We start from the raw sequence: 24,554 nt of genomic DNA on the forward strand, positions 1-24,554 counted from the left end.
AACCATGAACGCGCCGTACGACGGTGACCGCGGTCAGGGCGCGGGCAGCTCGGGCTACCCCGAGGGCCGCCCCGAGCAGGGCGCGGGGAACGGCTACCCCGAGGGCTACCCGGAGCCTCCGGCCGAGCCCGGTCAGGTGCCTCAGGGGCACTACCCGGACATGTACTTCCAGGACGCCTACAACCAGGACCCGTACGGGGCGCAGGATCTCGCCGCCCAGGATCCGGTGACCGAGGCGCTCTACGACCGTGCGGCGCATCCCCCGCCGCCCGGGGGACCGCAGTACCCGCAGCAGCCGCTCTACGCCCAGCCGCCCACCGCCCAGCACGCCCCCGACCCTCGTGTGTGGGCCCAGACGCCTCCGCCGGAGCCGGCGGGTCCCAGCCGCCACCTGCCGTACGGCGAGGACGCGCGCACGACCCAGTTCGTCGGCGTCGACGATCTCGTCACGCAGGCCGCCGAGCAGCAGCCCGAGACCGATGCCTTCGCCCACCTCTTCCGTGACCAGCGGCAGGGCGGCGTCCGGCCCTCCATGGAGGCCACGGCCGCCCCGGCACAGGCACAGGCACCGTCCGTGCGCCAGGGCCCGGCGGCTCAGCCTCCCGGCCCGCTGTCCGAGCAGACGATGCAGCTCACCCCCACGGCGCCGCCCACCCCCATGGCCGCCCCGAAGAAGGGTGGACGTGCGTCGGGTCTGCTGAAGTCGAGCGCCGTCATGGCGGCCGGCACCCTGGTGTCCCGCCTCACCGGCTTCATCCGCTCCGCGCTGATCGTCTCCGCGCTGGGGCTCGGCTTCTTGGGCGACTCCTTCCAGGTCGCCTACCAGCTCCCGACGATGATCTACATCCTGACCGTGGGCGGTGGTCTCAACTCCGTCTTCGTGCCGCAGCTCGTGCGCGCGATGAAGGACGACGACGACGGTGGCGAGGCCTTCGCCAACCGCCTGCTGACCCTGGTCATGGTGGCGCTCGGCCTGCTGACCGCGCTCGCGATGCTGGCCGCGCCCCTTCTGGTCCGCATGCTGTCGAACCCCGTCGCCACCAACCCCGCCGCCAACGAGGTGGCCGTCACCTTCACCCGCTACTTCCTGCCCTCGATCTTCTTCATGGGCATCCACGTGGTGATGGGGCAGGTTCTCAACGCCCGGGGCAAGTTCGGCGCGATGATGTGGACCCCGGTCCTGAACAACATCGTCATCATCGTGACGCTCGGCATGTTCATCTGGGTGTACGGCACCGCCGCGCACTCGGACATGTCCGTCGAGAACATCCCGCCGGAGGGCCAGCGGCTCCTCGGCGTCGGTGTGCTCCTCGGCCTCGTCGTCCAGTCCCTGGCGATGATCCCGTATCTGCGTGAGACCGGTTTCAGACTGCGGCTGCGTTTCGACTGGAAGGGTCACGGCCTCGGCAAGGCCGCGATGCTCGCCAAATGGACCGTGCTCTTCGTCCTCGCCAACCAGGCGGGTGCGATGGTCGTCACCCAGCTGTCCACCGCCGCGGGCCAGCACTCCGTCAAGGGAACCGGCTTCGCCGCCTACGCCAACGCCCAGCTGATCTGGGGTCTGCCGCAGGCGATCATCACGGTCTCCCTGATGGCCGCCCTGCTGCCGCGCATCTCCCGGTCGGCGCACGAGGGGGACAGCGGCGCGGTGCGCGACGACATCTCCCAGGGGCTGCGGACGACGGCCGTCGCGATCGTGCCGATCGCCTTCGGCTTCCTCTCCCTCGGCATTCCGATGTGCACCCTGATCTTCGGGTCCTCGGGCATCGCGCCGGCCACCAACATGGGCTACATGCTGATGGCCTTCGGCCTCGGTCTCATCCCGTTCTCCGTGCAGTACGTCGTGCTCCGCGCCTTCTACGCGTACGAGGACACCCGGACCCCCTTCTACAACACGGTCATCGTGGCGGTCTTCAACGCCGCGGCCTCGGCCGTGTGCTACTTCGTGCTCCCCGCCCGCTGGGCCGTCGTCGGCATGGCCGCCTCCTACGGCCTCGCCTATGCGATCGGCGTCGGGGTCGCCTGGAACAGGCTGCGCAAGAGGCTGGGCGGCGACCTGGACGGGGCCCGCGTCCTGCGCACCTACGCCAGGCTCGGTATCGCCGCGGTTCCGGCGGCACTGCTGAGCGGCGCCGCCTGCTACGGGATCGCACAGACGCTGGGACAGGGGGTCGGCGGCTCGTTCGCCGCCCTGCTCGGCGGCAGCGTCGTGCTGTTCGGCGTCTTCTACGTCGCCGCGCGGAAGATGCGCATCGAAGAACTCAACTCGATGGTCGGAATGGTCCGCGGGCGCCTGGGGCGCTGAGGCGGGGGTACGAGCACAACCATCGTCCGTCGCCGTGTGTCGTGCATAGCGCCGGACTGTGGGCACAATTGGTTTCTGCGTCGGACAGCGCGCAATGGATGGGGAGGCGGGAACGACGGTGGCGGAACGGAGCACGGCTGCCGTCGACGTGGCAGACAACAGTGGCGATGAGCCGCTGACCGCCAAGGCGGGCCAGTCCACGTCCGACGGGGTGGCCCAGAACCGGGAGCGGGAGACGGACAGCGACGAGGCACAGGGGAGCGGCGGGACCGAGAGTCCCGGGAAGGTCTCACCGCCAGAACTGCACAGCGGCCACAAGCTGGCCAGGAGGTATCGCCTCGAGGAGTGCGTCACCCGTCTGGACGGCTTCAGCAGTTGGCGTGCGGTGGACGAGAAGCTGCGCCGAGCCGTCGGCGTGCATCTGCTGCCCGCCGACCATCCGCGGGCACGCTCGGTACTGGCGGCGGCCCGATCCTCCGCCCTGCTGGGCGACCCCCGCTTCGTCCAGGTCCTGGACGCGGTCGAGGAGAACGATCTCGTCTATGTGGTCCACGAGTGGCTGCCGGACGCCACGGAGCTGACGGCGCTCCTGGCCGCGGGCCCGCTGGAGGTGTACGAGGCCTACCAGATGGTCACGCAGGTCTCCCAGGCCATGGCTGCCGCACACCGTGAGGGCCTCGCGCATCTGCGGCTGACCCCGAGCGCCGTGCTGCGCACGTCGAGCGGCCAGTGGCGCATCCGTGGGCTCGCGGTGAACGCCGCGCTGCGCGGCATCAGCTCCAACACCCCCCAGCGCACGGACACCGAGGCGATCGGCGCGCTCCTGTACGCCACGCTCACCCAGCGGTGGCCGTACGAGAGCGATGCGTACGGCCTGTCGGGGCTGCCCAAGGGAGTCGGCCTGATCGCACCGGACCAGGTGCGGGCCGGTGTCCACCGTGGCCTGTCCGAGCTCGCCATGCGTGCGCTCGCCAACGACGGCGCGACGGCCTCTCGACACGAGTCGCCGTGCACGACGCCGGAGGAACTGGTCAAGGCGATCGCCGAGATGCCTCGCATCCGGCCGCCGGAGCCCGCGTTCACGGCTCCGCCGGAGTACCAGCGCACCTCGTACCAGCAGGGCAGCTACGGCCGCCCTGTGCCGCACGCCGCGCAGCCGGTGCCGACCCCGACGCCCCCGCTGCAGAGCCGCACCGGCAAGGCCCTCAAGTGGACGGTGTCGGCGCTCCTCATCGCCGCCCTGGGCCTCGGCAGCTGGCAGCTCGCGGACGCGCTGATGGACCGCGGCAAGTCCGACGACACCCAGCCGACGCGCACGACGGACGGCAACGACAAGAACAGCGAGAAGACCAAGCCGGTCAAGCCGATCGCCATCAAGGGTGCCCAGGAGTACGTCGCCAAGGGCTCCCCCCAGGCGGCCGGGGACGTCGACAAGACGTACGACGGGGACAGCTCGACGTACTGGCGGAGCAAGAGCTTCGTGGACGGTCCCAACATGAATCCGGCCTTCAAGCCCGGCGTCGGCGTCGTCTACGACCTCGGCTCGCAGCAGACCGTCACGGCGGCTTCCATAGGGCTCCGGTACCCCGGTGACCACACCACGATCGGCCTGTACGCAACCGACTCGACGAGTTCTTCGACGCCCGTGGATTCGATGACGAGGATCGGGTCCATCACCACGAGCGGTACGACCGCGAAGATCACGGTCAGCAAGAAGGTGAAGAGTCAGTACGTACTGCTCTGGATCACGGCGATGCCCTACGCGTCCGGTGACCAGTACAGCAACGCCGGCTACAAGCAGGCCATCACTGACGTGAAGTTCACCGGCTGACGCTCGCGTAAAAGGGGGAGGGGGTCCGATGGCCGATGAGGCCGCATACGCCGATGCAAGCGATCAGGACCTCCTCGCCCGTCACGTGGACGGCGATCCGGAGGCCTTCGGCGAGCTCGTGCGGCGTCACCGTGATCGGCTCTGGGCGGTGGCCCTGCGCACGCTGGGAGACCGTGAGGAGGCCGCTGACGCCGTTCAGGACGCACTGGTCTCCGCCTATCGGGCCGCCCACACCTTCCGTGGCCAGTCGGCCGTCACGACCTGGCTGCACCGCATCACCGTGAACGCCTGCCTGGACCGCGCCCGCAAGGCCGCCTCCAGGAAGACCTCCCCCGTCGATGACACCGAACGTCTGGAACAGCTCCTAGAGCCCCACGAGTCCGCCTCCGCTCCGGCGGAGCGCAACGACCTGCACCGCGAACTGGTGACGGCCCTGGGCACTCTCCCGGCCGACCAGCGCGCCGCCCTCGTCCTCGTGGACATGCAGGGCTACCCCGTCGCAGAGGCGGCCACCCTCCTCGACGTACCCGTCGGCACGGTGAAGAGCCGCTGTGCCCGGGGCAGAGCCAGACTGCTTCCGCTGCTCACCCATCTCCGGTCGGAGAACAGGAGCAGCAAGGACAGCAACAAATCGGAGGGTGGAAGGAACCGGACGCAGGGGGCATCCGTCCCACCGGCAGCGGGACCGCACGACGCGGGACCCCGTGACGCAGGGCCAAGCGATTCAGCTGCTGTGAAGGGCGGAGGTGGGCGAGCGTGACATCCACGACGGATACGGCCGGGCACCCGGATGTCGCGGAGATCTCCGACCTCACCGAAGGTCTGCTCCCGCCCTCCCGCACCGCGGACGTTCGACGGCATCTGGACGACTGTGCGCTCTGCGCCGACGTGTACGACTCCCTGGAGGAGATCCGTGGGCTGCTCGGCACGCTGCCGGGGCCGACGCGCATGCCCGACGAAGTAGCCGGCCGGATCGATGCCGCACTGGCCGCGGAGGCATTGCTGAGTGCCGCGGCACCGGGCCACACGTCCGAGGCCGACGATCAGAGCCTCACTGTTTCACGTGAAACATCGACCACGGATTCACGTGAAACATCGGCCACGAGCGTCTCCGGTCCGCAGTCCGCCCCCGGTTCCGCCTCTTCCGTGAACCGTCCCTCGGGGCACTCCCACGCGGCCACCGGGCCGGGCCGTTCACATCGGGGACGTCCAGGACGCCGCAGGGTGGCCCTCCTCGGCACAGCGTTCACCGCCGCAGCCCTGGGGCTGGGCGCGATCCTCTTCCAGACGCTGGGTGACGACGGCGCCGGCAAGAGCCCTCAGACGGCGACGCAGCAGGGGTCGAAGAACACCTACTCCGAAGGAACGCTGCAGACCCGGGTCACCGACCTTCTCGCGAAGAACAAGAACGGCCGGGACCGCTCCGGCGGCTCGAAGCATCCGTGGGGGGTCGAGTCCAACGGCGCGGACAACGGGTCCGGCGGAGTGGACACCTTGATCACGCCCGCTGTGCAGATCCCCGACTGCATCCAGCAGGGGACCGGAAGCACCGGGGCCGTTCTCGCCGCGGAAAAAGGCACGTACAAGGGAACGAGCGTCTATCTCGTCGTACTGCCGGATACCTCCGACAGCACGAAGGTCACGGCGTACCTCGTCGACGCGGCCTGCGAGAAACCCGGGGGAACATCCCCCGGCAAGCTCCTGCTGACCCACTCGTACACCCGCTCCTGAAAGCGTGCCCGTAGAGTCCCCCGTTCCCCAGGAACCCCATGGGATCTCTGTGCGGCGCCCCATCTCCGTGTGCCCGGACACAGCGGGAATGCACGCCCCTTAGGATCCGTTGGGTGGGGTGAGAGTTCTGAGAGAGGCTCCCACCGGCAGTACGTAGCAGTCTCCAGAGACGAGGAATGAAGCCGTGAGCGACGTCCGTAACGTGATCATCATCGGGTCCGGGCCTGCCGGCTACACGGCAGCGCTCTACACCGCGCGCGCGTCGCTGAAGCCGCTGGTCTTCGAGGGCGCCGTCACCGCGGGTGGCGCGCTGATGAACACCACCGAGGTGGAGAACTTCCCCGGCTTCCAGGACGGCATCATGGGCCCCGAGCTCATGGACAACATGCGCGCCCAGGCCGAGCGCTTCGGCGCCGAGCTGGTGCCGGACGACATCGTCGCCGTCGACCTGTCGGGCGAGATCAAGACCGTCACGGACACCGCCGGGACCGTGCACCGCGCCAAGGCCGTCATCGTCACCACGGGCTCGCAGCACCGCAAGCTGGGCCTGCCCAGGGAGGACGCCCTCTCCGGACGCGGCGTCTCCTGGTGTGCCACCTGTGACGGCTTCTTCTTCAAGGACCAGGACATCGCCGTGATCGGCGGCGGTGACACCGCGATGGAGGAGGCCACCTTCCTCTCCCGCTTCGCCAAGTCCGTGACGATCGTCCACCGCCGTGACAGCCTGCGTGCCTCCAAGGCCATGCAGGAGCGTGCCTTCGCCGACCCGAAGATCAAGTTCGTCTGGGACAGCGAGGTCGCCGAGATCGAGGGCGACCCCAAGCTCTCCGGCCTGAAGCTGCGGAACCTGAAGACGGGTGAGATCTCCGACCTGGCGGTGACCGGTCTGTTCATCGCGATCGGCCACGACCCGCGCACCGAGCTCTTCAAGGGTCAGCTCAACCTGGACGACGAGGGCTACCTCAAGGTCGAGGCGCCCTCGACCCGTACGAACCTGACCGGTGTCTTCGGCGCCGGTGACGTCGTCGACCACACGTACCGCCAGGCCATCACCGCGGCCGGCACCGGCTGCTCCGCCGCCCTCGACGCCGAGCGCTACCTCGCCGCCCTCGCGGACAGCGAGACCGCCGCGGCTGCCACCGTCTGATCCCCGTCCGCCCCACCGCACCAACCAGCTAAGGAGCCCGCCGTGGCCGGCACCCTCAAGAACGTGACCGACGATTCCTTCGAACAGGACGTCCTCAAGAGCGACAAGCCCGTCCTGGTGGACTTCTGGGCCGCCTGGTGCGGTCCGTGCCGCCAGATCGCGCCGTCCCTCGAGGCGATCGCGGCCGAGTACGGCGACAAGATCGAGATCGTCAAGCTCAACATCGATGAGAACCCGGGTACGGCCGCCAAGTACGGCGTCATGTCCATCCCGACCCTGAACGTGTACCAGGGTGGCGAGGTCGCCAAGACCATCGTCGGTGCCAAGCCGAAGGCCGCGCTCGTGCGGGACCTCGAGGACTTCATCACCGAGTAGTAGGCGAGCAGCCGTACCCAAGCGGCGCGTGTTTCACGTGAAACACGAATGGGCCAGCCCTTCCGGGCTGGCCCATTCGCTTTGTCGTCTCAGACACCGATCACAGGTACAGCGGAGCCCCGACCACGGGACGCGCCACTGGCTACAACGGGCGAAGCGCCGGTTCCTTCTGTACCACCCCGAGGAGACGGTCCAGTGCCATCTCCACGTCTTCCTTCCAGGAGAGCGTCGTCCGCAGCTCCAGCCTCAGACGTGGGTAGGCGGGGTGGGGCCGCACGGTCTTGAAGCCCACCGCCAGGAGATGATCTGCCGGCAGTAGACAGGCCGGTTCCTTCCAACGCGCGTCCCCGAAAGCCTCGATCGCCTTGAAGCCCCGGCGCAGCAGATCCTTGGCGACCGTCTGGACCATCACCCGGCCCAGCCCTTGGCCCTGATAGCCAGGCAGGATGAAAGCGGTCATCAGCTGGACGGCGTCCGGCGAGACCGGACTTGTGGGGAACGCGGTGGCGCGGGGGACATACGCCGGGGGTGCGTACAGCACGAAGCCGACCGGCACGTCGTCCACATAGACCACGCGGCCACAGGATCCCCATTCCAGCAGGACGGCGGAGATCCACGACTCCTTCTCCAGCTCGGACGTTCCCGCCTTTACCGCGGCTTCCCCACTGACTGGGTCCAGCTCCCAGAAGACGCACGCCCGACAGCGCTGGGGAAGATCTGGAAGGTTGTCCAGCGTGAGCGGTACGAGCCGACGCCCCATGAAGGATGTTCCTCGCTTCCTTCGCCCGCGGCGCCGCGGGCGGCAGTCAGAGCGCTTCGCTCCCTGAGCAGGCTACCGACGAACCCGCCGACCGCCCCCAGGCCCAGACCCGCGGTCACCAGTCCGGTACGGCTCACGCTGTGCATGGCCCCTGCCTCCCCGATGAAGGTGCCCCAGGTGAATGCGTCGTACCCGATCGCATCGTATCCACGATGCGATTCCATCGATACCGTCAGAAAGCAAAGAGCGGGCCGTGTTCCGGTACACACCGGACATGACCCGCTCTTGTGGTCGGTGGATCCGAGATCTCCGACCAGGATGCTCAGTCCTCCGTGCCCTCGGTGTCCTCGGAGTCGCCGTCCAGGAGGCTCCTCTGCAGGACGGGTCCCTCGCCCGGGGCCAGAGAGCCGAGGATCCGCTCGAGATCGTCCATCGAGGCGAACTCGACGGTGATCTTCCCCTTCTTCTGTCCCAGGTCGACCTTCACCCGTGTCTCGAAGCGGTCCGAGAGACGCGTGGCGAGATCGCTGAGCGCCGGGGAGAGCCGAGCACCGGCCCGGGGCCCCTTGGAGCGCGTAGCGGTCTGCGGACGGGATCCCATCAGGGTGACGATCTCCTCGACGGCCCGCACCGACAACCCTTCGGCCACGATGCGGTGGGCCAGCCGGTCCTGCTCCTCCGAGTCAGCCACGGACAGCAGGGCCCGTGCGTGACCGGCGGAGAGGACTCCGGCGGCGACACGACGCTGGACCGCCGGCGAGAGCTTCAGCAGACGCAGGGTGTTGGAGACCTGGGGGCGCGAGCGCCCGATACGGTCCGCCAGCTGATCGTGCGTGCAGTTGAAGTCCTGGAGCAGCTGGTCGTAGGCCGCCGCCTCTTCCAGCGGGTTCAGCTGGGCGCGGTGCAGGTTCTCCAGCAGTGCGTCCAGGAGGAGCTTCTCGTCCTCGGTGGCGCGCACGATCGCCGGAATCGCGTCCAGCCCGGCTTCACGGCAGGCCCGGAAGCGCCGCTCACCCATGATGAGCTCGTAGCGCGTCGGCCCCACCTGGCGCACGACGACGGGCTGGAGGAGCCCGACTTCCTTGATGGAGGTGACGAGCTCGGACAGAGCGTCCTCGTCGAAGACCTCACGGGGCTGACGCGGGTTGGGAGTGATGAAGTCGAGCGGCAGCTCCGCGAAGTGCGCACCGACCGGCGCGGCTAGCGTCTCCGGGCCTCCGCTCGCCGCAAACTCCTCGGCTTCCTGTGAAACAGGCGGCAGTGTGGCCACCTTCGCCACCGCCACTCCCCGTTCCGCGGTGAGCACGGGCCCGCCGGTCGGTGAGGTGGAGAGTCCACCTACCGGCGAGGAAGCCGCCCTCTCCCCTGTCGGAGCCGCGGGGATCAGTGCGCCGAGGCCCCGCCCCAGCCCTCGTCGTCGCTCGCTCACTGGATCCCCTCCACAATGTTCTGACTGTTCTGTGCGCCCGCATGGGCGTTCTGTGCGTCGTACGCCACACCGACTCCTCGGAGAGCGATTTCTCGTGCGGCCTCAAGATACGAGAGGGCACCACTCGACCCTGGATCGTAGGTCAGCACCGTCTGCCCGTAACTGGGGGCCTCGGAGATACGGACCGAGCGAGGAATGCTCGTCCGCAGCACCTCCTCGCCGAAGTGGCTGCGCACCTCGTCCGCGACCTGGGACGCCAGGCGGGTCCGGCCGTCGTACATGGTGAGCAGGATCGTCGAGACATGGAGGTCGGGGTTGAGGTGCCCCCGTACCAGATCGACGTTGCGCAGGAGTTGCCCCAGCCCTTCCAGCGCGTAGTACTCGCACTGGATGGGGATGAGGACCTCCGCACCGGCGACCAACGCGTTGACCGTCAGGAGGCCGAGCGACGGCGGGCAGTCGATGAGGATGTAGTCCAGCGGCTGCTCATAGGCCTGGATCGCTCGTTCCAGTCGGCTCTCCCGTGCGACCAGGGACACCAGCTCGATCTCCGCACCGGCGAGATCGATCGTGGCAGGCGCGCAGAACAGTCCCTCCACATCGGGGACCGGCTGGACGACCTCGGAGAGCGGTCTGCTGTCGATCAGCACGTCATAGATGGAAGGAACCTCGGCGTGGTGATCGATACCCAGCGCGGTGGAGGCGTTGCCCTGCGGGTCGAGGTCGATCACGAGGACACGACCGCCGTGCAGGGCCAGCGAGGCGGCAAGATTGACCGTGGTCGTGGTCTTCCCCACCCCGCCCTTCTGGTTGGCGACCACCATGACGCGGGTTTGCTCAGGCCGGGGCAGGCCCTCGCCGGCGCGACCTAGCGCCTCCACCGCCAATTGGGCAGCACGACCGATGGGAGTGTCGTCCATCGGAGGCGGTGTTTCACGTGAAACATCCGCCCCCATCGACTCGGTACGGGGACCGGGGACCGGATCGGTCATCGGTCCCGCGATGTTGGCGTCGGACCGCAAGGATTCACTCTCCTCGACTTCAGGCTCGCAATGAACAGAGCCTCCCATGCCTTCGGGGTCGTGAACCAGCGAGGCCCGTGCTTCTGTGGAGAAATCCACCTCTGTGGACACCTCCACCCCCTCTCGGAGTGAACCAAGAGGCTGCCGGTCGCGGGGTTCGGCCGCGGCCCGGCCGCGACTGATGATGCCGTGCAACAGTGAGCGACGTTTCACGTGAAACACGATGCAAGGCCGCCACGGCCACGACGGCGCGACACTCCGAGCGACAGGGTGGGGCAGCTTGTGTGGAGTAGGGCTCGTCGTCAGGACGGATCAGCCGCAGTGATGAAAAACTCCCGGCTCCGTCGTGCGGAGCCGGGAGTCCAGGTCGACCAGTCCCGCGGGATCAGCGGCGGCGTCGCGTTCGTCCGGTCCGCGCCGCCTTGGCCCGCTTGGCCGCGAAGCGCACACCGCCCGGACTCTCCCCGACCTCGACGCGGACGACGGTGGAGAGGGGATCAACCACTCCCTCGCCGACGTGAAGGATGGAGGTCTTCACCGCACCAAGCTTGCTGAGAGCCGTTGTGGCGCTCTTCAGCTCCTCCTCCGCAGTGTCACCCTTCAGCGCGAGCATCTCGCCGTACGGGCGCAGCAGGGGGATCCCCCACGTGGCCAGGCGGTCCAGAGGCGCCACGGCCCGCGCCGTCACCACGTGCACAGGGGGAAGCTGGCCCATGACCTCCTCCGCACGGCCACGGACAACCGTCACATGGTCGAGTCCGAGGAGTTCCACGACCTCGGTGAGGAAGGTCGTGCGCCGCAGCAGCGGCTCAAGGAGCGTGATCTTGATGTCCTCGCGGACGAGCGCCAGCGGAATACCGGGCAGCCCGGCGCCCGAGCCGACATCGCACACCGTCACGCCCTCGGGTACGACCTCCGAGAGCACCGCGCAGTTCAGCAGGTGCCGCTCCCACAGGCGGGGCACTTCGCGCGGGCCGATCAGCCCCCGCTCCACGCCGGCCTCCGCCAGGAGCTCCGCGTACCGGACCGCGTCCGCGAAGCGATCACCGAATACCTCGCGCGCCTGCTCGGGCGCGGGAGGAAGCTCCGCTGCCTCCGTCACGGGGGACCGTCCTTCCGTACCGCATAAGCGCTCTGAGCGCTGACCACCAGGACTATCAGGCTGACAAAGTTCGGCCCCGCCTGCTCAACAGACGGGGCCGGAGGAACATACGTACCGATCAGGCGGGGAGTACGACGACGAAGCGCTCCGGCTCCTCGCCCTCGGACTCGCTGCGCAGACCCGCGGCCTTCACCGCGTCGTGGACCACCTTGCGCTCGAAGGGCGTCATCGCCTTCATCTTCACCGGCTCGCCGGAGCTCTTGACCTCGGCCGCGGCCTTGGCGCCGAGCTCGGAGAGTTCCTCGCGCTTCTTGGCCCGGTAGCCCGCGATGTCCAGCATCAGCCGGCTGCGGTCCCCGGTCTCCCGGTGGACGGCCAGGCGCGTGAGCTCCTGGAGGGCCTCGAGCACCTCGCCGTCACGGCCGACGAGCTTCTGCAGATCACGGCCGGCGACGTCGCTGATGATCGAGACAGCGGCGCGGTCGGCTTCGACGTCCATGTCGATGTCGCCGTCGAGGTCGGCGATGTCCAGCAGACCCTCGAGGTAGTCCGCCGCGATCTCGCCTTCCTGCTCCAGGCGGGACAGGGTGTCGCCCTCGGCGGCGGCGGAGGTGGTGCCTTCCGTCACGGGATGGACTCCTTCTTACTTCTTGGACGGGGACTTGGGCCGCTGCGGGCCCTTGCGCTGTCCGGACTGGGCTTTGCTGCGGGTACCGGCGCCCGGCTTGCTGCCGCCGCCTGCCGGCTTGGGGGCGGTCTTGGCGTCCTGCGGCTCGTCGGACTTGATCAGCGAGGTCTTCGGCTCGGACTCGTCCGCCGTCTTCGCCGTACTGGTCGTCGTGCTCGACTGGCGCTGGGACTTGGACTGGCGCTTCGGCTGCTGGCGCTTGGGAGCGCCGCCGGTGGTGATCGTGGTGCCGTCCTCGGTCTCGACGACCGTCGCGTTCTCGCCCTTCACCACGAGGCCGTCGGGCTGGGCGACGAGGCCCGCCTTGGTCAGACCGTTGATGAACTTGCGCTCGAACTCGTTGCGGTCGCGGCCCTTGCCGACGATCGTCTTGATGATGGTCTTCTCGCGCCGGTTGCGGGTCTTGCCATGGTGCGCGACGTGCTTCTGCAGGCGCTCCAGGTACGCGGCCTGGGCCTTGCTGCCCGGGGTCGGGTTGTTGCGGATGACGTACATCTGCTGACCCATGGTCCACACGTTGGTGGTGAGCCAGTAGACAAGGACACCGACCGGGAAGTTGATGCCGAAGACGGCGAACATGACCGGGAAGACGTACATCAGCATCTTCTGTTGCTGCATGAAGGGCGTCTTCACCGTGGTGTCGACGTTCTTCGTCATCAGCTGACGCTGGGTGTAGAACTGCGATCCCGACATCAGCACGATCATGATCGCGGTGACGACACGGACGTCCGTGATGTGAGCGCCGAGCTGGGCGACCTTGTCGGCGCTGTCGGTGAACTTCGCGGCGAGCGGGGCACCGAAGATGTGCGCCTTACGGGCGCTGGCGAGCAGCTGATCGTCGATGACGCCGATCGTCTTGCCCGTCGCGATGCCGTTGAGCACGTGGTACAGAGCAAAGAAGAACGGGGACTGCGCCAGGATGGGAAGGCACGAGGAGAGCGGGTTGGTGCCCGACTCCTTGTACAGCTTCATCATCTCTTCGGACTGGCGCTGCTTGTCGTTCTTGTAGCGCTCCTGGATCTTCTTCATCTCGGGCTGCAGGGTCTGCATGGCCCGAGTGGCCTTGATCTGCTTCACGAAGAGCGGGATCAGGCAGATACGGATCAGGATCACCAAGGACACGATCGACAGGCCCCAGGCCCAGCCCGTATCGGGACCGAAGATCTTCCCGTACACGGAGTGGAACTGGACGATGACCCAGGAAACGGGTGTCGTGATGAAGCTGAAAAAACCGGCAATCGTGTCCACTAATCAGGCTCCTTGAGCATGGGACGGAGTCTCGGCGGCCGGGCCCGGGGCAGTGGTCTCCCCGGTGGCCGGTTCGGCGGCGGAGGTTCCGCCCTTGCGTGCGCGCCAGGCGTCGCGCACCATCTCGTGCCACCGCGGACGCTTGCGCGGCGGAACATGGTCCACACCGCCCAGCGACCACGGATTGCACCGGAGGATGCGCCAGGCGGTGAGTGCCGTTCCCTTGATCGCACCGTGGCGGTCGATGGCCTGGTAGCCGTAGTGGGAGCACGACGGGTAGTACTTGCACACCGGCCCCAGCAGCGGGCTGATCGTCCACTGGTACAGCTTGATGAGAGCCAGCAGCGGGTACTTCATCGCGCGCCCCCTCCCAGCAGCCGCTGAAGAGCGGCATCCAGGTCTTGGGCCAGCTGTTCATGGTCGGCGTCGCCCGCACCGGGCAGCGCTCGTACGACTACCAGGCTACCGGGGGCCAGCAGGCCGACCCGGTCACGCATCAGATGGCGAAGCCTGCGCTTCACCGCGTTGCGTACGACGGCTCCACCCACGGCTTTGCTCACGACGAAACCCGCACGCGTCGGGGGAGCGCTCTCCCCAGGCGCGTGCGGGTCCGTTGCACCGCTACGAAGGTGGACGACGAGGAGCGGGCGTCCGGCCCGGCGTCCTCGGCGTACCGCGGTCGCGAAGTCCTCGCGCCGCCTCAGCCGATGCTCGGAAGGCAGCACGTCATGACCTGTAAATGATCAGGCGGACAGGCTCGCGCGACCCTTGCCACGGCGGTTCGCGAGAATCGCGCGGCCGGCACGGGTGCGCATCCGCAGGCGGAAGCCGTGGGTCTTGGCGCGACGACGGTTGTTCGGCTGGAAGGTGCGCTTGCTCACTCGGGGGCTCCAGAAAGAATCGGTGGTGGCGGGGTGCCGTCCTGGCTGTCACCGTGCGCCCACGAGTAGCTCGCTTACGCCCGAGTGCACCGCTTCCCGATCACTTTTCGCGATCTGTGCCCATCGGAGGCAGGCGGCAGCAGCCATCGACAACTCGACCTGGTTACGGTACGCGCGGCTGCGCCATTCGGTCAAACCAGCACCTGGCGAGAGACACTGTCCACAGGCTGGGGACAACAACTTGAACCACAGCGGTCGCCCTGACTACCGTGGCTGAACTCCGATTCGTTCCCTTCCCCCCGCCCCAGCGGTTTTGTTCCCCGTCCCACCCGACTGACTTCCCAACCTGTTCCCAGAACCACACGTTCGTGGGACCCGTGAGAGAGCGTGCCCTGTGGCTGACGTACCTGCCGATCTTGCCGCAGTGTGGCCACGAGTACTGGAACAACTCCTCGGTGAGGGCCGCGGGCAGGGTGTCGAGGTGAAGGACGAGCACTGGATCAAGCGTTGCCAGCCCCTGGCCCTGGTCGCGGACACCGCCCTGCTCGCCGTTCCGAACGAGTTCGCGAAGGGCGTCCTGGAAGGGCGCCTCGCGCCGATCGTCAGCGAGACGCTGAGCCGCGAGTGCGGACGCCCGATCCGCATCGCGATCACCGTCGACGACTCGGCGGGCGAGCCCCCGCCGCCTCCCGTCCAGCCCCGGTACGACGAGCCCGACCCCTCCTCGGCCACGGGCCAGGGCCGCGACCCGTACGACGGCCAGAGCGCCGAGGACCGCAACTCCTACGGCGGCCAGGGCCGCGACGAGCGCACCGGCTACGACTCCCAGGGGCGCGACGACCGCAACGGCTACGACGCGGGCCGTGAGGACCGCAACGCCTACGACGCGCAGCGCCGCGAAGGTTACGAGGGGTACGGCCGCCACCGCGCCGACGACCGCCGCGACGAACGGCGTGAGGACCGGCGTGAAGATCACCGCGGTGACCACCGGGGCGATCACCGGGGAGGCCGCGCCGACCAGCTGCCCGGCGCGCCCGGCGACCAGTTGCCGCCCGGCCGTTCCGACCAGTTGCCGACCGCCCGCCCCGCGTACCCGGACTACCAGCGTCCGGAGCCCGGTGCCTGGCCCCGGCACGGTCAGGACGACTACGGCTGGCAGCAGCAGCGCCTCGGCTTCCCGGAGCGCGACCCGTACGCCTCGCCGTCGCAGGACTACCGACCGCAGTCGCTGGAGCGCCCGCCCTACGAGCAGCAGCGCCAGGACTACGACCAGCCACGCCCCGACTACGACCAGCGTCCCGACCGCCGCGACCTCCAGGACCCGTCGTCGGGCGGCGGCCCCCTGCACCGCGGCGGCCCCTCGCTGCCGAGTTCCAGCGGTGCCCCAGGTCCGCTGGCCGCCAAGCCCGCGCCGGCCTCCGGTCCGGGTGAGCCCACCGCGCGCCTCAACCCGAAGTACCTCTTCGACACCTTTGTCATCGGTGCCTCGAACCGCTTCGCGCACGCCGCGGCGGTCGCCGTCGCGGAGGCGCCGGCGAAGGCGTACAACCCCCTCTTCATCTACGGGGAGTCGGGTCTCGGCAAGACGCACCTGCTGCACGCGATCGGGCACTACGCCCGCAGCCTCTATCCGGGCACCCGGGTGCGGTACGTGAGCTCCGAGGAGTTCACCAACGAGTTCATCAACTCCATCCGCGACGGCAAGGGCGACAGCTTCCGCAAGCGCTACCGCGAGATGGACATCCTGCTGGTCGACGACATCCAGTTCCTGGCGGACAAGGAGTCGACGCAGGAGGAGTTCTTCCACACCTTCAACACGCTCCACAACGCGAACAAGCAGATCGTGCTCTCCAGCGACCGGCCGCCCAAGCAGCTGGTGACGCTGGAGGACCGGCTGCGGAACCGTTTCGAGTGGGGGCTGATCACGGACGTCCAGCCGCCCGAGCTGGAGACGCGTATCGCGATCCTCCGCAAGAAGGCGGTGCAGGAGCAGCTCAACGCCCCGCCGGAGGTCCTGGAGTTCATCGCGTCGCGGATCTCACGCAACATCCGCGAGCTGGAGGGCGCGCTGATCCGGGTGACGGCGTTCGCGTCGCTCAACCGGCAGCCGGTGGACCTCGGTCTGACGGAGATCGTCCTGAAGGACCTCATCCCGGGCGGCGAGGACTCGGCTCCGGAGATCACCGCGACCGCGATCATGGCGGCCACCGCCGACTACTTCGGTCTGACGGTGGACGACCTGTGCGGGTCCTCGCGCAGCCGCGTCCTGGTGACGGCACGCCAGATCGCCATGTACCTGTGCCGTGAGCTGACCGACCTGTCACTGCCGAAGATCGGTGCCCAGTTCGGCGGCCGCGACCACACGACGGTCATGCACGCCGACCGCAAGATCCGCGCGCTGATGGCCGAGCGCCGCTCGATCTACAACCAGGTCACCGAGCTCACCAACCGCATCAAGAACGGCTGACGGACTCGGCCTCACGCCGGCCAGGGCGCCCCCGGGACACGCTCCCGCGGGCGCCTTCCGTTTTCCCCCTCGACATCCCCGGCATCCCGATGCCGCCGCTCTCGCCGTCCCGGCGGGCGTCCCCGTGGCCCGGCTCCCCATGTCCACCCAGGCCGCCACTCCCCGCGCGTCCGCCCCGCTTCCCCTCGGCCTGCCGAGAGCCTTCGAGAGGTTCCGAGACCCGCGCCGGCTCCGCCCCACGCGCGTTCCGGCTTCGCCCCACGCCCCCGGGAGCGCCGCCCGGCACCCTCCGGAACGCCGTTCCGGCACCCTCCGAGGCACTCCTCGTCCGCTTTCGGTGGCCGCCCGGCGTCGTTCAGAGGTCATGCCCTCGGCACCGTCTGTTCGAATACGCGCAGGGTTACGGCCACTCTCCACAGATTCGGTGACTTTCTGGCGTCCACACCCTGGGGACCGCGAAGTTGTCCCGATCGTGTCCACAGGGGGTGCGGTCGTAGGACCATCGGGCCAGGTCAGCCCCCTGTGGATTCGTGGATGAACGCTCTCCACAGACTGTGGACAAAGAAATGATCCACAGGGTGTGCGCGGAGTTGTCCACCGGCAGCCCACAGGCCGGCGCCTCTTGTCCCCAGTGAATCCCAGCTTCTCCACACCTCTGTCCACTGTTCGGCAACAAGACGCGGCCTCTCACCGTGTCGAGTGAAAGGCGTCACATCGAGGTGCCGGGTCGGCCTGTGGGGAACGTGGGCAAAGCTGGGGACGGCGCTGGGGAGAAGTGGCCCGAGGCTGTGCATCGTGTGTGCAGAACTTTTCGCCATCCACAGATGCCCCCGGTTTTCCACCGCCTCCACCCACAGGGTCGGTGGACAAAAAATCTATGCTGACCTGCGAAAACAGGGTTATCCACGGTTTCCACAGGGCCTACTACTAAGACCAACTAGAGAGAGCCTGAGAACCGTTTCGAAGTGGGGGCTGTGCACAACTCGCTCCCGGAGCCCCGTCTGCCGCTCGGCACGACTTGACCCCGAGGGGCACCGACTGTCAGCGCGGTGCGTCAGACTGTTCCCCGGTGTCCTTCCCCTCACAGGGTCGAAAGACACCGAGTCAGACGACGAAGGCCAGCAGGGCGAGAGCGCCGGCAACAGACGGAGGCGGCAACGGTGAAGATCCGGGTGGAACGCGACGTACTCGCGGAGGCAGTGGCCTGGGCGGCTCGCAGCCTCCCGGCCCGTCCGCCGGCGCCTGTGCTCGCCGGCCTCCTTCTGAAGGCCGAGGAGGGCGCCCTGAGCCTCTCCAGCTTCGACTACGAGGTCTCGGCGCGTGTCTCCGTCGACGCGGAGGTCGAGGAGGAGGGCACGGTCCTGGTCTCCGGCCGCCTGCTCGCGGACATCTGCCGCGCTCTCCCCAACCGGCCGGTGGAGATCTCCACAGACGGTGTACGGGCGACCGTGGTCTGCGGCTCCTCCCGGTTCACCCTCCACACCCTGCCTGTGGAGGAGTACCCGGCTCTGCCGCAGATGCCGTCGGCGACCGGCACCGTCCCGGGCGAGGTCTTCGCCTCGGCCGCCGCGCAGGTGGCCATTGCCGCCGGGCGCGACGACACGCTCCCCGTCCTCACCGGTGTGCGCATCGAGATCGAGGGCGACACGGTCACCCTGGCCTCCACCGACCGCTACCGCTTCGCGGTCCGCGAGTTCCTGTGGAAGCCGGAGAACCCGGAGGCGTCCGCGGTCGCCTTGGTGCCCGCCAAGACGCTCCTGGACACCGCCAAGGCCCTCACGAGCGGTGACAGCGTGATCCTGGCGCTGTCCGGCTCCGGCGCGGGCGAGGGCCTGATCGGCTTCGAGGGTGCCGGGCGGCGTACGACCACCCGGCTGCTCGAAGGCGACCTCCCGAAGTACCGCTCGCTGTTCCCGACGGAGTTCAACTCCATCGCCGTCATCGAGACCGCCCCCTTCGTGGAGGCCGTCAAGCGTGTGGCCCTGGTCGCCGAGCGCAACACCCCGGTGCGGCTGAGCTTCGAGCAGGGCGTGCTGATCCTGGAGGCGGGCTCCAGCGACGACGCACAGGCTGTGGAAAGGGTCGACGCGCAGCTCGAGGGCGACGACGTCTCGATCGCCTTCAACCCGACCTTCCTGCTCGACGGTCTGAGCGCCATCGACTCGCCGGTCGCGCAGCTGTCGTTCACGACGTCCACGAAGCCCGCGCTGCTGAGCGGCAGGCCCGCCCTGGACGCGGAGGCGGACGAGGCCTACAAGTACCTGATCATGCCGGTGCGCCTGTCCGGCTGAGGCCCTGAGCCCGCCGGGCCGACCCGGCCGGCGGGCGAATCCGCAGGTGGGGCGTAACGCCTGAGCGGCTATGCCCACAGGTGTGCGTGAGCGTCCGGGTTTAGGCTCAGACACAGGTACGAAAGTGCCCTCACGCCACGTCGCAAACCTAAGGAACAACTGATGGAGCTCGGTCTCGTCGGCCTCGGCAAGATGGGCGGGAACATGCGCGAGCGGATCCGCCGCGCAGGACACACCGTCATCGGCTACGACCGCAACCCGGAACTCGCCGACGTCCACAGCCTCGAAGAACTCGTGGGCGCGCTCGAAGCCCCGCGTGTGGTGTGGGTGATGGTGCCGGCCGGCGCCGCGACCCAGTCCACCGTCGACCAGCTCGGCGACCTGCTGGAGCCCGGCGACACCGTCGTCGACGGCGGCAACTCCCGCTGGACGGACGACGAGAAGCACGCCGAGGAACTGGCCGCCAAGGGCATCGGCTTCGTCGACGCGGGCGTCTCCGGCGGCGTCTGGGGCCTGCAGAACGGCTACGCGCTGATGGTCGGCGGCGACGCCGAGAACGTCGCCAAGGTCCAGCCCGTCTTCGACGCGCTCAAGCCCGAGGGCGACTCCGGCTTCGTCCACGCCGGCAAGGTCGGCGCCGGCCACTTCTCCAAGATGGTCCACAACGGCATCGAGTACGCCATGATGCAGGCCTACGCCGAGGGCTGGGAACTCCTGGAGAAGGTCCACTCCGTCACCGACGTACGCGAGGTCTTCCGCTCCTGGCAGGAAGGCACGGTCATCCGTTCCTGGCTGCTCGACCTCGCCGTCAACGCCCTGGACGACGACGAACACCTCGACAAGCTGCGCGGCTACGCCGACGACTCCGGCGAGGGCCGCTGGACCGTCGAGGCGGCCATCGACAACGCGGTACCGCTGCCCGCGATCACCGCGTCGCTGTTCGCCCGCTTCGCCTCACGCCAGGACGACTCACCGCAGATGAAGATGATCGCGGCACTGCGCAACCAGTTCGGCGGCCACGCCGTCGAGCAGAAGTAATCCACAGATCCACATCCGTATCCACAGATCCACAGATCCCGGGCCTGAAGGCCCGGGATCCGAGTCCCCGGGGGAGGTCGGCGAACGACCATGCACGTCACGCATCTGTCGCTGGCCGACTTCCGCTCCTACGCCCGGGTCGAGGTTCCGCTCGACCCGGGCGTCACCGCGTTCGTGGGCCCCAACGGACAGGGCAAGACGAACCTGGTCGAGGCGGTCGGCTATCTCGCGAGCCTCGGCAGCCACCGGGTCTCCTCCGACGCGCCCCTGGTGCGGATGGGCGCCGAGCGGGCGGTCATCCGTGCCAATGTCAGACAGGGCGATCGTCAGCAGCTCATCGAGCTGGAGCTGAACCCTGGCCGGGCCAACCGCGCGCGCGTCAACAGGTCCTCGCAGGTCAGGCCCCGTGACGTGCTCGGCATCGTACGGACGGTGCTGTTCGCACCCGAGGACCTCGCGCTGGTCAAGGGCGACCCCGGTGAGCGCCGCCGCTTCCTCGACGAACTGATCACCGCCCGCTCCCCGCGGATGGCGGGCGTCCGCTCCGACTACGACCGGGTCCTCAAGCAGCGCAACACCCTCCTCAAGACGGCCGCGCTGGCCCGCCGCCACGGCGGCCGCACCATGGACCTGTCCACGCTCGACGTCTGGGACGAGCACCTCGCGCGGGTGGGCGCCGAACTGCTCGCCCAGCGCCTCGACCTGGTCGCCGCGGTCCAGCCGCTGACCGACAAGGCCTACGAACAGCTGGCGCCCGGCGGGGGCCCCGTCGCCCTGGAGTACAAGCCCTCCTCGGCCGCCCTCACCGGGCACACCCGCGAGGAGCTCTACGAGCAGCTGATGGAGGCGCTCGCCGAGTCCCGCAAGGCGGAGATCGAGCGGGGCGTCACCCTGGTGGGCCCGCACCGGGACGAGCTGCTGCTCAAGCTGGGCGAGCTGCCCGCGAAGGGATACGCGTCACACGGCGAGTCCTGGTCGTACGCGCTGGCGCTGCGACTGGCCTCGTACGACCTCCTGAGGGCCGAGGGCAACGAGCCGGTCCTGGTCCTCGACGACGTCTTCGCCGAGCTGGACAGCCGGCGCAGGGAACGTCTCGCGGAACTCGTGGCTCCCGGCGAGCAGGTCCTCGTGACGGCGGCGGTCGACGACGACGTGCCGGGTGTCCTGGCGGGGACGCGCTACGCCGTCTCGGAGGGCACGGTGGAGCGGGTATGACGGAGAACACACCTCGGATCCCAGGGCCGTCCGCGCCGTCCGGTGAGGGCGCCGGGAAGACCCCCGAGCCGTCCGGCGTCGACCTCGCGCGCGTGGCGCTGCGCGCCGCGAAGGAACAGGCACGGGCGCGTGGGGACGCGGCGCAGCAGAAGAAGCAGGCGCGCCGCGGCGGTCTGCGCTCCGGCGCGCGCGCCGACGGGCGCGACCCGATGGCGCTGGGTGCCGCGATCAACCGGCTGCTGACCGAGCGCGGCTGGGAGACGCCGGCCGCGGTGGGAGGGGTGATGGGGCGCTGGCCGCAGATCGTCGGAGACGACCTGGCCAAGCACTGCGTCCCGCTGCGGTACGACGACGACCCGGCCGAGCGGGTGCTGACCGTGCAGTGCGACTCGACCGCCTGGGCCACCCAGCTGCGGTTGCTCGCCCCGCAGCTGGTCGCGCGGCTGAACCAGGATCTCGGGCACGGCACGGTGAGGCTGATCAAGGTGCAGGGCCCGGGGGGTCCCCCGCGCCGGTTCGGGCCCCTGCGCGCCCCCGGGAGCACGGGTCCGGGCGACACCTACGGGTGACCGGGGCCCGCGGGAACCGGCCGCCGGGCGGGGGCGCCCGCGGTGGGTACGGGCAATCGCACGCGGTTGCGAACACCGACCTGACTCCGCAGTAGCGAAGGGTTGACACCCGGAAGCGCTGAGTGCCTCTGTGAGCCTCTTTGGGGCCGGGGCCGCATATGGGGAGTCGGGAGAGGCGGGTTCAGGGCGGCACATGCGGACTCAGGTACCGGCAAACCCCCATCACTGTCTGCGCTACCGGTAGACTGGAAGCTAATCCCGCCCCACTTGTGGGGACCGTCCGGGAGAAGCTGAGCAACGCTGATCAAGGCTTACCAACGCAACGTGCCGCAGCCGCTCCGGCAACCCGCCGACGAGCCTGGTTTGTGCTGTGCCAGAAAGGGCGCTTCGTGGCCGATTCCGGCAACCCCAACGAGAACATCCCGTCCACCGACGCAGGCGCCGTCGCCGGGGCCACCGCCTCGAACGGCGAGGTCACGGCCTCGTACGACGCCAGTGCCATCACCGTCCTCGAGGGTCTGGACGCGGTCCGCAAGCGACCCGGCATGTACATCGGCTCGACCGGTGAGCGCGGACTTCACCACCTCGTGTACGAGGTCGTCGACAACTCCGTGGACGAGGCGCTGGCCGGACACGCGGACACGATCGACATCACGATCCTGCCGGACGGCGGCGTGCGCGTGATCGACAACGGCCGCGGCATCCCGGTGGGCATCGTCGCCTCGGAGGGCAAGCCGGCCCTCGAGGTCGTGCTGACCGTCCTGCACGCGGGCGGCAAGTTCGGCGGCGGCGGCTACGCGGTCTCCGGTGGTCTGCACGGCGTCGGCGTCTCCGTCGTGAACGCCCTGTCGAGCAAGGTGTCCGTCGAGGTCAAGACGGACGGCCACCGCCACACGCAGGACTACAAGATGGGCGTCCCGACGGCCCCGCTGGTCCAGCACGAGGACACCGAGGAGACGGGCACGTCGGTCACCTTCTGGGCCGACGCGGACATCTTCGAGACCACGGAGTACTCCTTCGAGACGCTCTCGCGGCGCTTCCAGGAGATGGCGTTCCTCAACAAGGGCCTGACGATCAAGCTCACGGACGAGCGTGAGTCGGCGAAGGCCACCGCGGGCGCGGACGAGGCGGGCGCGGACGAGAAGGACGAGGTCAAGTCCGTCACGTACCACTACGAAGGCGGCATCGTCGACTTCGTGAAGTACCTCAACTCCCGCAAGGGAGACGCGGTGCACCCCACCGTCATCGACCTCGAGGCGGAGGACAAGGACAAGAGCCTGTCCCTCGAAGTCGCGATGCAGTGGAACAGTGGATACAGCGAGGGCGTGTACTCCTTCGCCAACATCATCCACACGCACGAGGGCGGTACGCACGAGGAGGGCTTCCGTGCGGCGCTGACCTCGCTGATCAACAAGTACGCGCGCGACAAGAAGCTGCTGCGCGAGAAGGACGACAACCTCACGGGTGACGACATCCGCGAGGGTCTGACCGCGATCATCTCGGTCAAGCTGAGTGAGCCGCAGTTCGAGGGCCAGACGAAGACCAAGCTGGGCAACACGGAGGCGAAGACCTTCGTCCAGCGCGCGGTCTACGAGCACCTCAACGACTGGTTGGACCGCAACCCGAACGAGGCCGCGGACATCATCCGCAAGTCGATCCAGGCGGCCACCGCGCGCGTGGCGGCCCGCAAGGCGCGCGACCTCACCCGCCGCAAGGGCCTGCTGGAGTCGGCGTCCCTGCCCGGCAAGCTGTCCGACTGCCAGTCGAACGACCCCACCAAGTGCGAGATCTTCATCGTCGAGGGTGACTCCGCCGGCGGCTCGGCCAAGTCCGGCCGTAACCCGCAGTACCAGGCGATCCTCCCGATCCGAGGAAAGATCCTCAACGTCGAGAAGGCGCGGATCGACAAGATCCTGCAGAACCAGGAGATCCAGGCACTGATCTCCGCCTTCGGCACCGGAGTCCACGAGGACTTCGACATCGAGAAGCTCCGCTATCACAAGATCATCCTGATGGCGGACGCCGACGTCGACGGCCAGCACATCAACACCCTGCTGCTGACCTTCCTGTTCCGCTTCATGCGGCCGCTGGTCGAGGCCGGTCACGTGTTCCTGTCGCGCCCGCCGCTCTACAAGATCAAGTGGGGGCGGGACGACTTCGAGTACGCGTACTCGGACCGTGAGCGCGACGCGCTGATCGAGCTGGGCCGCCAGGCCGGCAAGCGCGTCCGTGAGGACTCGATCCAGCGATTCAAGGGTCTCGGTGAGATGAACGCCGAGGAACTGCGCATCACGACCATGGACCAGGAGCACCGCGTCCTCGGTCAGGTCACGCTCGACGACGCCGCCCAGGCCGACGACCTGTTCTCGGTCCTCATGGGCGAGGACGTCGAGGCGCGTCGCGCGTTCATCCAGCGCAACGCCAAGGACGTCCGCTTCCTCGACATCTGAGTCGG

General features: G+C 68.6%; 21 protein-coding genes. 12 read left to right on the forward strand and 9 right to left on the reverse strand.

Annotated features, from left to right (window positions below; genetic code table 11):
• Window positions 1-4: 4 nt before the first annotated feature.
• The 6 genes from murJ (at window position 5) to trxA (ending at window position 7,389) form a co-directional block, all read left to right on the forward strand.
• Window positions 5-2,305, forward strand: a complete 2,301-nt coding sequence (gene murJ / locus HEP85_RS20615; protein ID WP_168529040.1) for a murein biosynthesis integral membrane protein MurJ — start codon at window positions 5-7, stop codon at window positions 2,303-2,305.
• 118 nt (window positions 2,306-2,423) lie between these two features.
• Complete coding sequence (locus HEP85_RS20620; protein WP_168529041.1) at window positions 2,424-4,136, forward strand: protein kinase family protein; 1,713 nt, start codon at window positions 2,424-2,426, stop codon at window positions 4,134-4,136.
• 28 nt (window positions 4,137-4,164) lie between these two features.
• A complete protein-coding gene (gene sigM, locus HEP85_RS20625; RefSeq protein ID WP_168529042.1) occupies window positions 4,165-4,896 on the forward strand; it encodes an RNA polymerase sigma factor SigM in 732 nt (243 codons plus the stop codon).
• Window positions 4,893-5,867: a hypothetical protein gene (locus tag HEP85_RS20630; RefSeq protein WP_168529043.1), complete on the forward strand. Its 975-nt coding sequence runs from the start codon at window positions 4,893-4,895 to the stop codon at window positions 5,865-5,867. Before sigM ends, HEP85_RS20630 begins: the two co-directional genes overlap by 4 nt.
• Before the next feature lie 184 nt (window positions 5,868-6,051).
• A complete protein-coding gene (gene trxB, locus HEP85_RS20635; protein ID WP_168529044.1) occupies window positions 6,052-7,014 on the forward strand; it encodes a thioredoxin-disulfide reductase in 963 nt (320 codons plus the stop codon).
• A 42-nt stretch (window positions 7,015-7,056) separates the two neighbouring features.
• Window positions 7,057-7,389, forward strand: a complete 333-nt coding sequence (trxA, locus tag HEP85_RS20640; RefSeq protein ID WP_168529045.1) for a thioredoxin — start codon at window positions 7,057-7,059, stop codon at window positions 7,387-7,389.
• Between the two features lie 142 nt (window positions 7,390-7,531).
• Here the strand turns inward: trxA and HEP85_RS20645 are convergent, their stop codons facing one another.
• The 9 genes from HEP85_RS20645 to rpmH all read right to left on the reverse strand — a co-directional run bounded on the left by HEP85_RS20645 (window position 7,532) and on the right by rpmH (window position 14,519).
• Window positions 7,532-8,149 (reverse strand): GNAT family N-acetyltransferase, encoded by a 618-nt coding sequence (locus HEP85_RS20645; RefSeq protein WP_168529046.1) that lies wholly within the window; start codon window positions 8,147-8,149, stop codon window positions 7,532-7,534.
• Window positions 8,150-8,471: 322 nt separating this feature from the next.
• Window positions 8,472-9,578, reverse strand: coding sequence for a ParB/RepB/Spo0J family partition protein (locus tag HEP85_RS20650; protein WP_168529047.1), 1,107 nt, complete (start codon window positions 9,576-9,578; stop codon window positions 8,472-8,474).
• On the reverse strand, window positions 9,575-10,648 hold the full coding sequence (locus HEP85_RS20655; RefSeq protein WP_168533835.1) for a ParA family protein: 1,074 nt from the start codon (window positions 10,646-10,648) through the stop codon (window positions 9,575-9,577). Before HEP85_RS20655 ends, HEP85_RS20650 begins: the two co-directional genes overlap by 4 nt.
• A gap of 337 nt (window positions 10,649-10,985) precedes the next feature.
• A complete protein-coding gene (gene rsmG / locus HEP85_RS20660; protein WP_168529048.1) occupies window positions 10,986-11,702 on the reverse strand; it encodes a 16S rRNA (guanine(527)-N(7))-methyltransferase RsmG in 717 nt (238 codons plus the stop codon).
• Between the two features lie 118 nt (window positions 11,703-11,820).
• Window positions 11,821-12,330: a R3H domain-containing nucleic acid-binding protein gene (locus tag HEP85_RS20665; protein WP_168529049.1), complete on the reverse strand. Its 510-nt coding sequence runs from the start codon at window positions 12,328-12,330 to the stop codon at window positions 11,821-11,823.
• Between the two features lie 15 nt (window positions 12,331-12,345).
• Window positions 12,346-13,638, reverse strand: a complete 1,293-nt coding sequence (yidC, locus tag HEP85_RS20670; RefSeq protein ID WP_168529050.1) for a membrane protein insertase YidC — start codon at window positions 13,636-13,638, stop codon at window positions 12,346-12,348.
• A gap of 3 nt (window positions 13,639-13,641) precedes the next feature.
• Window positions 13,642-13,995 (reverse strand): membrane protein insertion efficiency factor YidD, encoded by a 354-nt coding sequence (gene yidD / locus HEP85_RS20675; protein ID WP_168529051.1) that lies wholly within the window; start codon window positions 13,993-13,995, stop codon window positions 13,642-13,644.
• The gene (gene rnpA, locus HEP85_RS20680; RefSeq protein ID WP_168529052.1) at window positions 13,992-14,363 is read right to left on the reverse strand and encodes a ribonuclease P protein component; all 372 of its coding nucleotides are present in this window, start codon (window positions 14,361-14,363) and stop codon (window positions 13,992-13,994) included. The genes yidD and rnpA overlap by 4 nt, the downstream gene beginning before the upstream one ends.
• Window positions 14,364-14,381: 18 nt before the next feature.
• On the reverse strand, window positions 14,382-14,519 hold the full coding sequence (gene rpmH / locus HEP85_RS20685; protein WP_006381191.1) for a 50S ribosomal protein L34: 138 nt from the start codon (window positions 14,517-14,519) through the stop codon (window positions 14,382-14,384).
• Window positions 14,520-14,913: 394 nt separating this feature from the next.
• On the opposite strand from rpmH, the gene dnaA reads away from it, so the two are divergent.
• The 6 genes from dnaA to gyrB all read left to right on the forward strand — a co-directional run bounded on the left by dnaA (window position 14,914) and on the right by gyrB (window position 24,549).
• Window positions 14,914-16,986: a chromosomal replication initiator protein DnaA gene (gene dnaA, locus HEP85_RS20690; protein ID WP_168529053.1), complete on the forward strand. Its 2,073-nt coding sequence runs from the start codon at window positions 14,914-14,916 to the stop codon at window positions 16,984-16,986.
• 1,160 nt (window positions 16,987-18,146) lie between these two features.
• Window positions 18,147-19,277, forward strand: a complete 1,131-nt coding sequence (gene dnaN / locus HEP85_RS20695) for a DNA polymerase III subunit beta (RefSeq protein WP_168529054.1) — start codon at window positions 18,147-18,149, stop codon at window positions 19,275-19,277.
• 162 nt (window positions 19,278-19,439) lie between these two features.
• Window positions 19,440-20,315, forward strand: coding sequence for a phosphogluconate dehydrogenase (NAD(+)-dependent, decarboxylating) (gene gnd / locus HEP85_RS20700; RefSeq protein ID WP_168529055.1), 876 nt, complete (start codon window positions 19,440-19,442; stop codon window positions 20,313-20,315).
• Window positions 20,316-20,405: 90 nt separating this feature from the next.
• Window positions 20,406-21,530, forward strand: a complete 1,125-nt coding sequence (gene recF, locus HEP85_RS20705; protein WP_168529056.1) for a DNA replication/repair protein RecF — start codon at window positions 20,406-20,408, stop codon at window positions 21,528-21,530.
• The gene (locus HEP85_RS20710) at window positions 21,527-22,099 is read left to right on the forward strand and encodes a DUF721 domain-containing protein (protein ID WP_168529057.1); all 573 of its coding nucleotides are present in this window, start codon (window positions 21,527-21,529) and stop codon (window positions 22,097-22,099) included. The genes recF and HEP85_RS20710 overlap by 4 nt, the downstream gene beginning before the upstream one ends.
• Before the next feature lie 365 nt (window positions 22,100-22,464).
• Window positions 22,465-24,549 (forward strand): DNA topoisomerase (ATP-hydrolyzing) subunit B, encoded by a 2,085-nt coding sequence (gyrB, locus tag HEP85_RS20715; RefSeq protein WP_168529058.1) that lies wholly within the window; start codon window positions 22,465-22,467, stop codon window positions 24,547-24,549.
• The last annotated feature ends 5 nt before the right edge of the window (window positions 24,550-24,554 follow it).

Origin of the sequence: Streptomyces sp. RPA4-2 (assembly GCF_012273515.2) — a bacterium.
GTDB classification, from domain to species: Bacteria; Actinomycetota; Actinomycetes; order Streptomycetales; family Streptomycetaceae; genus Streptomyces; species Streptomyces kaempferi.

Coding starts and splice junctions, on each gene's coding strand:
- gnd (WP_168529055.1), top strand. CDS start 19,440: ATGGAGCTCGGTCTCGTCGGCCTCGGCAAGATGGGCGGGAACATGCGC.
- recF (WP_168529056.1), top strand. CDS start 20,406: ATGCACGTCACGCATCTGTCGCTGGCCGACTTCCGCTCCTACGCCCGG.
- HEP85_RS20710 (WP_168529057.1), top strand. CDS start 21,527: ATGACGGAGAACACACCTCGGATCCCAGGGCCGTCCGCGCCGTCCGGT.
- sigM (WP_168529042.1), top strand. CDS start 4,165: ATGGCCGATGAGGCCGCATACGCCGATGCAAGCGATCAGGACCTCCTC.
- yidD (WP_168529051.1), bottom strand. CDS start 13,995: ATGAAGTACCCGCTGCTGGCTCTCATCAAGCTGTACCAGTGGACGATC.
- HEP85_RS20655 (WP_168533835.1), bottom strand. CDS start 10,648: ATGGGAGGCTCTGTTCATTGCGAGCCTGAAGTCGAGGAGAGTGAATCC.
- HEP85_RS20645 (WP_168529046.1), bottom strand. CDS start 8,149: ATGGGGCGTCGGCTCGTACCGCTCACGCTGGACAACCTTCCAGATCTT.
- murJ (WP_168529040.1), top strand. CDS start 5: ATGAACGCGCCGTACGACGGTGACCGCGGTCAGGGCGCGGGCAGCTCG.